9 protein-coding genes are annotated in these 14,538 nt (G+C 66.7%); 6 read left to right on the plus strand and 3 right to left on the minus strand.

Features of this window, described 5'->3' with window-relative positions:
* Window positions 1–36 precede the first annotated feature (36 nt).
* The 6 genes from ON38_RS25395 to ON38_RS25420 all read left to right on the plus strand — a co-directional run bounded on the left by ON38_RS25395 (window position 37) and on the right by ON38_RS25420 (window position 8,551).
* A complete protein-coding gene (locus ON38_RS25395) occupies window positions 37–3,858 on the plus strand; it encodes a lipid II flippase MurJ (RefSeq protein WP_083873086.1) in 3,822 nt (1,273 codons plus the stop codon).
* A gap of 264 nt (window positions 3,859–4,122) precedes the next feature.
* Window positions 4,123–4,701, plus strand: coding sequence for an RNA polymerase sigma factor SigM (gene sigM / locus ON38_RS25400; protein ID WP_051165164.1), 579 nt, complete (start codon window positions 4,123–4,125; stop codon window positions 4,699–4,701).
* Between the two features lie 131 nt (window positions 4,702–4,832).
* A complete protein-coding gene (locus ON38_RS34320; RefSeq protein WP_157181882.1) occupies window positions 4,833–5,690 on the plus strand; it encodes an RsmA family anti-sigma factor in 858 nt (285 codons plus the stop codon).
* A gap of 128 nt (window positions 5,691–5,818) precedes the next feature.
* The gene (trxB, locus tag ON38_RS25410; RefSeq protein WP_039827539.1) at window positions 5,819–6,808 is read left to right on the plus strand and encodes a thioredoxin-disulfide reductase; all 990 of its coding nucleotides are present in this window, start codon (window positions 5,819–5,821) and stop codon (window positions 6,806–6,808) included.
* Window positions 6,809–6,849: 41 nt separating this feature from the next.
* On the plus strand, window positions 6,850–7,182 hold the full coding sequence (trxA, locus tag ON38_RS25415; protein ID WP_030524460.1) for a thioredoxin: 333 nt from the start codon (window positions 6,850–6,852) through the stop codon (window positions 7,180–7,182).
* A gap of 175 nt (window positions 7,183–7,357) precedes the next feature.
* Window positions 7,358–8,551, plus strand: a complete 1,194-nt coding sequence (locus ON38_RS25420) for an N-acetylmuramoyl-L-alanine amidase (RefSeq protein WP_030524459.1) — start codon at window positions 7,358–7,360, stop codon at window positions 8,549–8,551.
* Window positions 8,552–8,576: 25 nt separating this feature from the next.
* Here ON38_RS25420 and ON38_RS25425 read toward each other — a convergent pair whose 3' ends face one another.
* From ON38_RS25425 to ON38_RS25435, 3 genes are all read right to left on the minus strand, one after another.
* A complete protein-coding gene (locus tag ON38_RS25425; RefSeq protein ID WP_039827540.1) occupies window positions 8,577–9,302 on the minus strand; it encodes a hypothetical protein in 726 nt (241 codons plus the stop codon).
* 217 nt (window positions 9,303–9,519) lie between these two features.
* Entirely contained in the window at window positions 9,520–10,536 is a 1,017-nt protein-coding gene (locus tag ON38_RS25430; RefSeq protein ID WP_039827544.1) for a ParB/RepB/Spo0J family partition protein, read from the minus strand.
* A gap of 61 nt (window positions 10,537–10,597) precedes the next feature.
* The gene (locus tag ON38_RS25435; protein ID WP_174372462.1) at window positions 10,598–11,554 is read right to left on the minus strand and encodes a ParA family protein; all 957 of its coding nucleotides are present in this window, start codon (window positions 11,552–11,554) and stop codon (window positions 10,598–10,600) included.
* Between the last annotated feature and the right edge of the window lie 2,984 nt (window positions 11,555–14,538).

A 14,538-nucleotide genomic window follows, 5' to 3' on the forward strand; every position in this document is an offset into this window, starting at 1 on the left:
AACCGGCCGGGCACCGGGCAGCCTTCCGCGGTCGCGGTGGCGGAGAAACCCGCCGCGGACAAAGCTCCCGACAAGGCCGACAACAGCCAGGCCAAGCTGCTGAAGGATTCCGGGTCGATCGCGATCGCCACCCTGATCAGCCGTATCACCGGTTTCGGTAAACAGCTGCTGCTGCTGGCGGTGCTGGGCCCGGCCATCGCCAGCTCGTTCACCTCCGCCAGCCTCATTCCGAACATGATCGCCGAATTGGTGCTGGGTGCGGTGCTGACGGCGATCGTGGTCCCGACCCTGGTCCGGGCCGAACAGGAGGATCCCGACGGCGGCGCCGCCTTCATCCGGCGCCTGGTCACCGCGGCCTCGGTGATCCTCGGAACCGCCGCGCTGCTGGCCACCGCGGCGGCGCCGATTCTGGCCACCCATGTCTTCGTCTCCGCCAACGGCAAGGTCAACACCGCCCTCACCACGGCGCTCACCTTCCTGCTGGTGCCCGCAGTGCTGTTCTACGGGTTGTCCGCGTTGTTCACCGCCATCCTCAACACCCGCGGCGCCTTCAAACCGGGCGCCTGGGCACCGGTGCTCAACAATGTGGTGGTGCTGGTCGTGCTGGGCCTGTACGCGCTGACACCGGGGGAGATCACCCTGGACCCGGTACGGATGAGCGATCCGAAACTGCTCGTACTGGGTTGTGGCGTCACTCTCGGCGTGATCGTGCAGGCGGCCAGCCTGCTACCCGCGATCCGCCGCCAGGGCATCGACCTGCGCCCCCTGTGGGGGATGGACAGTCGCCTCAAGCAGTTCGGCACGATGGCGGCCGCCATCATCCTGTATGTGCTGATCAGCCAGATCGGCGGCATCTTCGCGAACAATATCTCCTCGCAGGCCGACGAGGCCGGCCCGGCGATCTACCAGAACGCCTGGCTGCTGCTCCAGTTGCCCTACGGCGTCATCGGCGTCACCCTGCTCACCGCGATCATGCCCCGGCTGAGCCGCAACGCCGCCAACGACGACACCCCCGCCGTCGTCGACGATCTCTCGGCCGCCACCCGGCTGACCATGATCGCGCTGATCCCCATCGTCACCTTCCTGACAGTGGCCGGTCCGCAGGTCGGCGACGCGCTGTTCGGTTACGCCCGGTTCGCCGAAGACGCCTCCCGGCTCGGTACCGCGGTGAGCTTCTCGGCGTTCACCCTGATCCCGTACTCGCTGGTGCTGATCCATCTGCGGGTGTTCTACGCCCGCGAACAGGCGTGGACACCCACCTGGATCATCCTGGGGATCACCACGATCAAGATCCTGTTCTCGGCGCTGGCCCCATTCATCGCCGACAGCAGTGAGCAGGTGGTGATCGTGCTGGGCGTCGCGACCGGCCTCGGCTTCACCACGGGCGCGGTGATCGGCGGCTACCTGCTGCACCGCAGTCTGGGCGATCTGCGGATGGCCAATGTCGGGCGGACGGTCAGCCGGGTGCTGCTGGCCTCGCTGGCGGGCGGTGCCGTCATGCTCATCGCCGACCGCGTCATGGGACTGGACCGGCTCACCGAATCGCTCGGCGGCCCCGGGTCGTTCATCCGGGTGGGTATCACCGCGATCGTCATGTTCGCGGTGGCGTTCGGATTGATGCGCCTGGCCGGTATCCCCGAGGTGGTCGCGATCACGGTGGCCGTCTCGCGCCGCCTCGGCATCACCCCGCCGGCCCCCGAGATCGACCTCGGACCCGCCGAGGACGAATACGCCACTCGCGTTCTGCACCGGCCGGATCCGTACCTGGCGTACTCCGGTTTCGACTCGGCCATGGACGCGCAGAGCACCATGGTGCTGCCGGTGATCCGGCCGGACTCGGTTGAGCGCACCGGCTCGGGTCAGTTCCCGTACCCTGTTCGGCAGACGAGCACAAGAGGCAGGACCGCTGAAGTTGCGGCATACCAGGGCGAAGGAGGTCCGAGGGTGAGCGACGACGCGGTGGGCGAGCGCCCAGCCGCCGATTCTTCCTCGAATCCGGCGAGCGGTCGCCTGTCCACCGATGTTCCCCCGGAGCAGTCGGCACCGGGCGACCCGCACACCCAGCGCGGGGTCGGTGGACCGCCCGCGCACGATCCGGCGTACCCGGTGGAGCAGCGGACGGAATCGGGGGGTTACCCCGACGACGATGAGACCGCGCGCTTCACCGGCGGATCGGACGACGGATACGAACCGGAAGAGCCCGGCGAACACCTGTCGGAGGAGCAGTTGCACCAGACCGGTGCCACGGTTTCGGCCACCGACCCGGTCTACGACACCGGGATGATCCCGGTTCCGCCGATGACCCGGTCCAGCCGGGTTCAGCGCGGACCCGAACTCATCCCCGGCGCCTCGGTCGCGGGCGGCCGTTACCGGCTGCTGGCCGGGCACGGTGGAGCGCGCGGGCTGCGGTTCTGGCAGGCACTCGATATCAAGCTCGACCGTGAGGTCGCGCTGACCTTCGTCGACGCCGATCAGAAGGCCGCCGGTAATTCCGGCCAGGACGGCCCGCAGGCGATCCTGTCCCGGACCCTGCGGCTGGGCCGGATCAACTCCCCGGGTCTGGCCCGGGTATTGGACGTGGTGCGTGGCAGTTCCGGCGGCATCGTGGTCGCCGAATGGACCCCGGGCCGTTCGCTGCGCGAGATGGCCGAAACCGTCCCGTCGCCGATCGGTGCCGCGCGCGCCATCCGCGTTCTCGCCTCGGCCACCGAAATGGCCCACCGCAGCGGCGGAGCCCTGTCCATCGACCATCCGGACCGGATTCGCATCAGCGCGTCCGGCGATGCGGTCTTGGCCTTCCCCGGCACCCTGGGTGACGCGGACCCGCAGAGCGATGTCCGTGGCCTGGGGGCCATGCTGTACGCCCTCATGACCGCCCGCTGGCCGCTGCGCCAAGACGGGATGAGCGGTGCCGCCGCTACGGTCGGCGGCCTGCACCTGGCCGATTTCGGTCCGGACGGCACTCCGGTGGAACCCCGCCAGATCCGGCCCGAGGTCCCGTTCGAGATCTCCGCGGTGGCGGTGCGGTCACTGGAACCCAATACGGGCGTCCGGACCGCCGCGACCATCCAGCATGTGCTGGAGCAGGCGTCGGTGGTGGACCAGAAGACCGATTTCATTCCGGTGCTGCGACTCGGTCAGCGGGCCCCGGCCCCGGCCGACGAATCGCTGGCCGATCCGGAGCTGCTCGCCGCCGAACGCGAGAAGTCACAGCGGATGATGTGGATCATGGTGGCCCTGGGCATCCTCACCGCCCTGGTCGTCGGCATCGTCATCTGGTGGCTGGTCAGCGTTTTCGCTCCGGGTGACTCCAGCGAGCCGCTCAACGAACAGAAGGTCATCGGGCTCACCACCAGCCGGGCGCCGGATGCCTCGGAGACGCCGGCCGGCCCCACGTCGGCGCCCGCCGCGGCCGCCGGGGTGCCGGTGCCGGCCAGCGGAGTGGTGGTGTTCTCCCCGGAGGGCACCCCCGACGATCCGTCCGGCGCCGCCGCCACCACGGACGGAGATCCGGCCACCGCCTGGCGCACCGACCAGTATTTCCAGCAGTTCCCGGCGTTGAAGAAAGGGGTGGGACTGCTGGCCACCCTGCCCAGTCCCGCGAAGCTGACCAAGGTCTCGATCACCTCGTCCACCCCCGGCACCAATGTCGAGATCCGCACCTCGCCCACCGAGGCGGCCACCCTCGACCAGACCCAGCTCGTCGGCACGGCCGTCCTGGGCGACGGGGTGACCGAGGTACCGATCCAGACCGATCAAGCGGCGCGCTACGTCCTCATCTGGGTTACCGGGCTGGGTAATTCGGGGGCGCAGTTCCAGAGCTCCATCGGCGAACTCGGGTTCCAGGCCGAACCCTGACCGGCGCGTACCGATCGGCTCGCACGTGTGCGCGTACGGGCCGAGATCGGTTGCCGCCGAATCATTTGCCGGGATATGATCTCGATCCGCGCTCTCAGCAGGGAGCCCGGCGGGATCAGGGGTTCGATTCCGCACGCTGCGCACCGCAGGGGTTGTCGGTTCCGGATCGCCGGCCGTCGTTGCTGCCGTGAGCGCTGTCCAAGGGGTTGGCTATTGGCGTCCGAAGTGAACGCGGGGGGTCGTGCCGGGATACGAGCCGCCGCGGTGGGAACAGGGGAATCCCAGCTGGGTACAACAACCGATACCGAGCTGCTGCGTGCCCACGCGAACGGCGCCCCACATGCCTTCGCCGAACTGATCCGCAGGCACAACGATCATCTGTGGCAGACCGCCGTACGAGTCTGCTACACCCCGGAAGACGCGGCCGACGCCCTCCAGGAGGCGCTCCTGTCCGCGCACCGCAACGCGGGCTCCTTCCGGGCGGAATCCGGGGTGCGCACCTGGCTGCACCGGATCGTGGTGAATGCCTGCCTCGACCGGATCCGCCGCAATCGCGCGCGTCCCACGCTGTACCTGGCGCCGGAGGTCTGGCCCGAGATCTCCGACGACTCCGATGATTACAGCCGGGTCGATATCTCGCTGGTGCTCGAACGCGCCCTCTTCCAGCTCCCGCCGGACCAGCGGGCCGCGGTCGTCGCGGTCGATGTGGAAGGCTATAGCGTCGCGGACGCCGCGGAACTGCTCGGTGTCCCGGTGGGCACCATCAAGAGCAGATGCGCGCGGGCCCGGCAGCGTCTGAAGACCGAACTGGATTCTCTGCAGGTGGAGAGGAACCGGATGTAGGGCCCCCGCGTCAGTACCAGTGACACATTTTCCCTCTCCAACGGTATGTACCCGAGGGAGTACAGAAAAACCGGCCGCAGGAATCGGTATTCGAGTCAGATGGACGCAGCAGCATTGGAGGTGTGCAGGTCATGAGCCCCATTCCGCAACCTCCTTTCCCGGCTGAGTTGCTCGCGGATCTGCACGCCGGAAATATCGATCCGGAGCTCAGTGCGCGCCTGTGGCCCGCGGTACAGCGCGACCCGGAGGCGAGACGTTATCTCGACTCGCTGGACGAGCTCCGCGGCTCGCTGGCGGCCCTGGGCGCCGCCGAGCGGATCACCCGCCCGATTCCCGGTGATATCGCCGCCCGGCTGGACGTACTGGCCGAATCGCTGGGCCGGCCGGGCGGGGATTCCGGAATCGACGCGGCGTGGACGGGGCCCGCCCACCCGCCGGGCCATTCCCCACCGGAAACTTCCGACCTCTCGCCATCGCTCCGCCATCCCGCGCCCCCGGCGCCCGACGAGGCCGGTCCCGCAACGCCTTCCGAGCACACGCACCTCGCCGCACCCGTCTCCCTGGACACTCGCCGCATACGGCGTCGTCTCGCGGTCGCGCTCGCCGCCGCGGCGGTACTCGTGGTCGCCGCCGGTGCCACGTTCTTCACCATCGGAGGTACCGACACAGATACCGCCCCCACAGCGGCTCCACCGCCCTCCGCGAGCATCGAACCGGGCCCCGGCCTCGATACCACGGTGGCGCTGCGCGCGCTCGGTCGTAACGACGTCGGCGGTCGCCTCGCCGATCCCGCCGCCCTCACCGCCTGTGTTACGGCCGCCGGCATAGACCGGCCGGTGCTGGGGTCGGCCGATATGGACTTCCACGGCCGCGAAGCGGTCCTTGTTCTGGTCGGCGGGCGCAACGGAGCACAGATCACCGCCCTGGTGGTCGGTCCCGGCTGCGGCCCCGGTAACGCCGATGTCCTCGCCACCACCGATATCGGCTAGCATCCGCACCGCCAGTGGTGCGGGCGGCCTTCGCTCGCCGGCACCGCCGGGCGCGGGGGACCGGGAACAAAGCGCGTCTACCCTGTTGTTGACCGAATCGTCCCCGCTAGCTTTTCTGGAAGGGTCCCATGAGCACGCCAGTTCGCGACCTGATCATCGTCGGCTCCGGACCGGCCGGTTACACCGCCGCCGTGTACGCCGCCCGCGCCGAACTCCAGCCGCTGGTGTTCGAGGGCACCCAGTTCGGTGGCGCGCTGATGACCACCACCGAGGTGGAAAACTTCCCCGGATTCCGCGACGGCATCATGGGCCCCGACCTCATGGAACAGATGCGTGAGCAGGCCAAACGCTTCGGCGCCGAGATCCGCACCGAAGATGTGGACGCGATCGACCTGAGCGGCCCGGTGAAGAAGGTCACCGTGGGCGACGATGTGTACGAGGCGCACGCGGTGATCCTCGCCATGGGTTCGGCCGCCCGCTACCTCGGCGTCCCCGGCGAGCAGGAGCTGCTCGGTCGCGGCGTGAGCGCCTGCGCCACCTGCGACGGCTTCTTCTTCAAGGGCCAGGACATCGTGGTGGTCGGCGGCGGCGACTCGGCGATGGAAGAGGCGATCTTCCTCACCAAATTCGCCGCCAGTGTCACCGTGGTGCACCGGCGCGAGGAGTTCCGTGCCTCCCGCATCATGCTCGAACGCGCCAAGGCCAATGAGAAGATCCGGTTCCACCTCAACGCCGAAGTCGCGCGGGTACACGGCGAGACCAGCGTCACCTCGTTGACCCTGCGTGACACCCGCACCGGCGAAACCTCCGAGCTGGCCGCCACGGGATTGTTCGTGGCCATCGGTCACGATCCGCGCAGCGAACTCGTCCGCGGCCAGGTCGAGCTGAATGCCGAGGGGTATGTGCAGGTGCGCGAACCGGGTACCCAGACCACCGTCGAGGGCGTTTTCGCCGCCGGTGACCTGGTGGACCACACCTATATGCAGGCAATCACCGCCGCCGGTACCGGTTGCCGCGCCGCCATCGACGCCGAACGCTGGCTCGCCGAAAAGGGCGATATCACCAGCAATACGCTGCGGAACGCCGACCAGCCGGTCGACGTCGCCGTAGCGAACTGACCCGCGGGCGCGTCGCGCCCGGGAGATCGAGGAGAACACCCATGTCCGAAAGCACCAACACGGTCACCGTCACCGACAAGTCGTTCGCCGACGATGTGCTGCTGAGCGAGAAGCCGGTGCTGGTCGATTTCTGGGCCACCTGGTGCGGGCCGTGCAAGATGGTCGCCCCGGTGCTGGAGGAGATCGCGGGCTCGCACGGCGAGAAACTCACGGTGGCCAAGCTGGACATCGACGCCAACCCCGAGACCGCCCGCGATTATCAGGTGATGAGCATCCCGACTATGATCCTTTTTGCCGGTGGCAAGCCGGTGAAACAGATCGTCGGAGCCAAGGGCAAGGCCGCTCTCCTGCGGGAACTCGAAGACGTGATCTGACGTCTCGAATACGCCAACAGGCGGCCGTGACACGGCGACGCGCCGTAGTATGCCCTGACCAAGATTGTCGAATTCCGGTCCGGGTCTGACAGAATCGACCACGCTCCGTCGTGCGAGGGTGTAGGCCGTCGCATGAGTGGGTACCCGGGATTGACGGAAGGAAGGGCCCTCACGCATGCACCGACTTCGTCACGGCGACACCGGTCCAGCCGTAGCAGAGGTTCGGAGCACCCTGGCAAGTCTGGGGTTCCTGCACGCGCACAACGGCGTGGACACCGATAGCGCGGGCGAATACTGGAAAGACACCGAAGCCACCTTCGACTATCAGCTCGATTCCGCGGTGCGTGCCTTCCAGCAGCATCGCGGATTACTGGTCGACGGCGTCGTCGGTCCGGCCACCTACCGGGCGTTGAAAGAGGCGTCCTACCGCCTGGGCGCCCGCACCCTCATCTACCAGCTCTCCGCACCGCTCTACGGCGACGATGTGGCGACGCTGCAGCGTCGGCTGCAGGACCTCGGATTCTACGTGCACCGGGTGGACGGGTTCTTCGGTCCGCACACCCATGAGGGATTGACCTCGTTCCAGCGCGAGATCGGCCTCTCGGCCGACGGGATCTGCGGTCCGGACACACTGCGTTCGCTGGAACTGCTCGGCGCCCGGGTCACCGGCGGTAATCCACACCGGATCGCCGAGGAGGAAGTGGTGCACCGGGCGGGACCGCAGCTCACCGGTAAACGCATCGTCATCGATCCCGGTCTGGGTGGAGACGACCGCGGCCGGGCCGTACCCACCGAATTCGGGGACGTGTACGAATCGGAGGTTCTGTGGGATCTGGCCAGCCGGCTGGAAGGCCGGATGGCGGCCACCGGGATGGAGACTTTTCTGTCCCGCCCGTGGGGGAGCAATCCGACCGATGTGGAGCGCGCGGAAACCTCCAATGCCTTCGACGCGGATCTGATGATCTCGTTGCGGTGCGCGTCCAATTCCAGCCCCATGGCCAACGGCGTGGCCGGATTCTACTTCGGCAATTCGCACGGGTCGGTCTCCATGATCGGCCAGGTGCTGGCCGGGTTCATCCAGCGTGAGGTGGTGGCCCGTACCTCGCTGCAGGATTGCCGGACCCATCCGCGTACCTGGGACCTACTACGTCTGACCAAGATGCCGACCGTTCAGGTCGATCTCGGCTATGTCACCAACCAGTACGATGCCTCGGTGCTGGCCAGCCCCCGGATGCGCGACGTCATCGCGGAGGCGATCCTGATCTCGGTGAAGCGCCTCTATCTGCTCGGGCAGGACGATCAGCCCACCGGCACATACACTTTCGCCGAGCTGCTGGCCGAAGAACTCGCCGCCGCCGACAGCGGATAGCGAGTCCCCCGGCCGCGCGCGGCTGCTACAGCGTGAGAACCCGGGTCGGCACGGTCATCGACGCGGCGGCCAGCAGCTGATCGAGGGCGTGCTCGACATCTTCCTTCCAGCCGTGGTCGGAATCGAGTTCGAGCCGCAACCGCGGGAAGCGGTGGTGCGGCGCCACCACCTCGAATCCGACCTCCTCCAGGAAGTCGGATTCGATCATGCAGTTCTGGGGGCTGCACTCCAGGCCGGATCCGCGCGTCCCGCGATCGGGGGCGCCGATCCGTTCCATCAGGCGCATCGTCCCGGTGGGCCGATCGGACAGGGCGGTGCTCGGCGGGGTTCCGCGGATACCGAAGGCTTCCAGAGCGCGCACACCTCGCCGGACCAGGTCGGTGACCACCCCCTGCACCAGACGGTAGGCGATATCGCCGTCCAGGTCGGGATACTCCGTGCCGAGGGTGGTGAGCAGTACCGCATCGGGGCTCACGGGGGAAGTGGGGAAGAGGCCGGCACGCGGAACCACCCGGGGTGGCGCGTAGATGGCACAGCCGACGGTCTTGTCGTCGATGGTCGCCAATTGCCCGCAGGAGCCCCATTCGAGCATGACCGTCGAAATCCAGGCTTCCTTCTCGAACACCGGATCGCTGAATCCGCACGAGTCGGCAGCTACCGCAGGGTCCATTTCCCAGAACACACAGCGGCGGGCATGAGCCGGTAGCCGGCTGATGCTCTCCAGGGTTAGTCCTGTGACGCTGGTCGACACCGCTCTGCTCAGCCTCCAGCTATCCGATTCGTCTACGCTCACGCCGCATCATAGTTTTCTCGACAGCCAGAATATGCGATCAAGCGAACTCGCCTCATTTCGCGTCACCGTGATCTTCGATCATTCCTTGTAGCCGCGCTCCGACCCCACGACCAGCCACTGTCACAGTGACGTTTCAGCTCCCAGGGAGAGGTTGCGCGGCCGACACGGCGAAATTTCAGTTTTCGAGTGCTGACTGCATCATCAGCTCTACGATTCGTTCCAGATCGTCCACCGATCCGAACTCGACCACGATCTTGCCTTTACGTTTACCGAGACTCACCGAAACCTTGGTATCGAACGATGTCGACAAGCGGTCGGCCACATCCTGTAGTCCAGGGGAGTGGATCGGCGGGCGCTTCGGCGCCGGCGGTTTGGGCGGCTCCTCTTCCCGGTTCGCCAGCTTCACCGCTTCTTCGGTGGAGCGCACCGACAGCCCTTCGGCGACGATCCGGGCTGCGAGCACTTCCTGTGCGTCGGCACCACCCTCGAGACCGAGCAGAGCACGCGCGTGCCCGGCAGAGAGCACCCCGGCCGCGACCCGGCGCTGCACCGGAATAGGTAGCTTCAACAGCCGGATCATATTGGTCACCACCGGCCGGGACCGGCCTAGCCGGGTCGCCAGTTCCTCCTGAGTGACCCCGAACTCCTCGAGCAGCTGCTGATAGGCCGCTGCCTCTTCGAGCGGGTTCAGTTGGACGCGGTGGATATTCTCCAGCAGTGCGTCCCTGAGCAGGGCATCGTCGTTGGTCTCACGGACGATGGCCGGGATGGTTTCCAGACCGGCCTGCTGGCACGCCCGCCACCGCCGCTCACCCATGATGAGCTGATATCGGCCACTGCCCGATTCGATCTCCCGGACCACGATAGGCTGCATCAGCCCGAATTCCCGGACCGAGTGGACAAGTTCCGCGAGGGCCTCGTCGTCGAAATACTGACGCGGCTGCTTGGGGTTCGCCTCGATCTTGTCCGGTGCTATCTCTCGATAGACCGCGTCACCGGCCGAAGCCAGCTCCGGTACCTCCACGGGTTCCGGAACCTGATGCAGATAGGTGGATGCCGGTCGAGGCCCGGGATCCAGTCCGATCACCGCATTGGCCGCCTCGGTCCCCAGACCCGCCGCGACCGGCGCCGGTCCCGTCGGGATCAATGCTGCCAGACCGCGTCCCAGCCCACCCTTTTTCGACTGACTCACCGGCCTACCCTTTCCCTTGCCCGCGTCCACAACCACGCCCGATCACACTCGCTCGATCCATTCACTCCGCGCTATCCGCCGCCGCGGCATACTTCACCGCACCGCGTGCGGCAAGTTCCCGACCGGCATCCAGATAGCTCAAGGCACCACGGGAGCCCGGATCATAATCCAGAACCGTCATCCCGTATCCGGGCGCCTCGGAGACCTTGACACTGCGCGGGATCACCGAGCGCAACACCACATCGCCGAAGTGACTGCGCACCTCCTCGGCGACCTGGTCCGCCAGCTTGGTGCGCCCGTCGTACATCGTGAGCACCACCGTCGATACATGCAGGTCGGGATTGAGATGCGATTGCACCAGACCGATATTCCGGATCAACTGACCTACACCTTCCAGCGCGTAGTACTCGCACTGGATCGGGATCAGGACCTCGCGCGCCGCGACCATCGCGTTGATGGTGAGCAGGCCGAGCGAAGGCGGGCAATCGATCAGGACGTAGTCGATGTCGTAGCCGGCGATATTGGCTTCCTGGATGGCGCCCTTGAGTCGGGCTTCCCGGGCCACCATGGACACCAGTTCGATCTCGGCCCCGGCCAGATCGATCGTCGCCGGAATGCAGAGAAGATTATCGCTGTGCGGGCTCTGCTGGATCGCGTCCTGAACCTTGATCTCACCGATCAGCAGTTCGTAGGTGGACGGGATACCCGAATGATGCTCGACCCCCAGCGCGGTACTAGCGTTACCCTGTGGATCGAGATCGATTACGAGCACCTTCATCCCATGGTGCGCCAGAGCTGCGGCCAGATTCACCGTCGTCGTGGTCTTACCCACCCCGCCCTTCTGGTTGGCCACGGTGATGATGCGTTGCTCATGCGGTTTCGGCACGGTCACCTTTCCTGGATGCATTAGCTGGCTCGCGCGGTGCGCCTCGGCAGCAATCGGCGTCTCGGTGGGGGAGATGTGCCCGTATGGCGTACTCCCGAGGGTTTCCGGGCCGATATTGCTGTTGTCCAGCATTCCCGGTACGCGTGATGTTTCCCGTGAAACATTCGCTGAACCGTTCGACATAGACCGCTCCTAACGCGAGAACTGCAAGTCACGTGGCCTGACGGACGCCGGCGCCGTGTCGTCGAAACAAGCCGTACTGGTTCGAATCATGCTCCACGACGACAACCTCGGCATCTGCGCTCGGACCGGACGGCTTCGCTACGATGCACGGTCACGCGAAGCTACCTCCTCCGACGCTGACGCTCAGTCGCCAGTCGACCGAGCGGAGCTTTCGCCGCTGCAACACCAAGATTCCTACGTGGCACCGACGCTCACGCCCGACGCTCAATAGCTTGCCAGCCGCGGGCGCGATTAGAAAGCTGAATCGCTGCGACGCGCCCACGACACATACAACTTTCCGCGTTCCGGCTCCCGACAACGGTCACCGACGAGTTCTATCGCGATGTTTCACGGGAAACATCGGACACGTGGCGCGTCGTTCAGCCGGAGCGCTGCGACGGAATCGGTGCCCGGAAACAGTCACCGCGGATCATCCAGACAGCCTCTATGTCATTCATTCCGGGTCGGCGCAAGGCGATCTGAGAGCAGCAAACGAGCGGCCTCGACGGTCGGCGCGTCGAGTGGAACCTCCGCCGCGAGAGATAGCAGCGCACCGAGTTGTCACAGTGACGGTTCGGCGGATGGGTAGGGCCTACACCCACAGCCTCGCGTCGAGGGCCCCTCGACGCCGTGTGGCTCTGTCCCTTCGCAGTACAGACATCGGCGTGGGGCAAACCAAGGGGATCGACCGGCGTCATCATTCGCCGGGGACACCGGGGGCTGGGTGCGATGACCGCCCGCAGAGGATCGGCCAGGAGTTGACCGACTGCGGCCGGCCGCTAACGGCGAACGGACGCCCGAACTATGTCGTCCCTGCCGGGTCCACAGGTACGACCCGCCGCGATGACTCAACCCGCGTAACCCGCCTCGGATAACCCGACCGAAGCGACCCGACCCGCATGACCCGACCCGCATGACCCGACCCGCATGACCCGACCCGCATCACCTGACCCATAACTCGACCCACGTGACCTGACCCCCATGACCTGACCCCCATGACCTGACCCCCATGACCTGACCCACGTGACCCGACCCGCATGACCGACCCACGTGACCGACCCACGTGACCGACCCACGTGACCGACCCGCATGACCGACCCACGTGAACCCAACCCGAATGAACCCGACCCACGTGACCCGACCGAGCTGTCCCGACCTTCGTGACTCGTCCTATCCACCCGACCCGCGGGACCCGACCTGCCTGACTCAAACCTGCCTGACCCGACCGGCGTGATGCATCAGCGTGGTTCGCGCGCGTGACCCCACCGGCATAACGCACCCCCGCGACCCTCCCGGCTCCTGGCTCACCTCGTTGATGCATCTCGTCGCGGTCACGCATGTTTCGTCGAGACCGGAATCCGGTCTCGAACAATGCCGCCGATCCTTCTCGTGCAACCACCCGACTGGGTTCCGCCACCTGGTATGCGAATTCGCGACATCGGTGCGCGCGGCGTTGTCGTAGCCGGGGTTCGTATCGGCGACCAGGAGTGGCTGTCCGGCGTCTCCCCGCACATCCCGTGGAACCGCAACCGCCCGACCATTCGGAGATCCAGCCGACCGCCGGTGGCGAATCGACCATCCACTTTGTTTCAGCCGGACCGCACTCTGTCGTCACCTTGCGGCCGCCCGCGGTCGCGAACGCCGGCGGAGCCGGGCGGATGATCGTCGGCGCGGCGGCGAACCGGTTCTCCGACGCCTCTCAGAAGCTGTCCGCGCGTGAGCAGGTTCGGGGGGCCGCCCGAGCCGGGGCCAATCGCCGGGTCAGAATCCGCCGGCCTCGACGGCCCGAGGTGTGCTGGTGCGGCGGCCGTCATGGCGCCGTTCCATGCGCCCGCACGGTGTCGGCGCGCAGTGGGCCCGGTGGCTTCGATGTAGGCGCGTTGTCCGATTCAGCTCACACAGAACCCCGAGCGGGAAGTCGCTACCCGCTTCGATATCCGTACCCGAACCGAACCACAAACCACATCAGAAGGGTGAACCGCGGCGGCAGGGGAGCGGTTCGCGGCAGACAGAAAGCAGTCCATGACAAGCCGAAGAGCGACTGGGGGCTCCCGCCCGGGGCCCTGCCATCGGTCGTGCGAGCGGGAGCATCACCCCGCGCTCCTGACAGGTCCGTCCCATCCCGCATGGCGCGGCGCACTCGGTATTCGCATGCACCGCGAAGCGAATCCGAGGATCGGGGGCAATCGCTGCATCGCATCACCTCCCCCGAACCAGCCAAAAGCTCCCTCGACAACGCGGAGTCGCCGACTTACGGCAACCCGGACTCGACCGGCCGACCGCGCCGTTTCACGTGAAACCGACGTCATGCGCATTCGACCGCCATGACAGCCTGCCGCCCAGCCGAACGGACCAATATATCCGGACGCCTGCCGTTTCGATGGCGCCAAGCTTGAAGCCGCGACAGTAACCGGAACACCCGGATACGGCGACGGGTGAACACCGCCGTATCGAGAAGCGTGCGATGCCCGCTCAAAAGGGCCGCTCTTCCCGGCCTGAGCGTCCACGACGCGTCGGCCGCTCCGCCAACCGCCACGGAACCGACTGAGGATGAACAGCAGACCGGACAGCCACACGCGCGCGGGTCCGCCCTGTGCGCCCGGCATCAGTGCGGTGGCGCCGCGATCGTCGCGTGTAGTCGAACTCCACTCCGAGCAATCACCGGATCGGAGCTCACCCACCGATAGTGGTACCAGCGCTCGACTCGCGACGAGAATCATGGAAGAAAGCGGGCCACCGGCACCACAGGAATAACAGTCGAATTCTCGCCCCCGCGCGGGCGGGCCTCAGCCGCCTGCCACCGACAGCGGACCGAGTAGCCGACCGCGAGCCAATCGAGATCAAAACAGCACCCACGATCCCGACCTGCAGAACCAAACAAGCACTCCGGACGA

It is taken from the genome of Nocardia testacea NBRC 100365, from assembly GCF_000308775.1.
Classification (GTDB): domain Bacteria; phylum Actinomycetota; class Actinomycetes; order Mycobacteriales; family Mycobacteriaceae; genus Nocardia; species Nocardia testacea.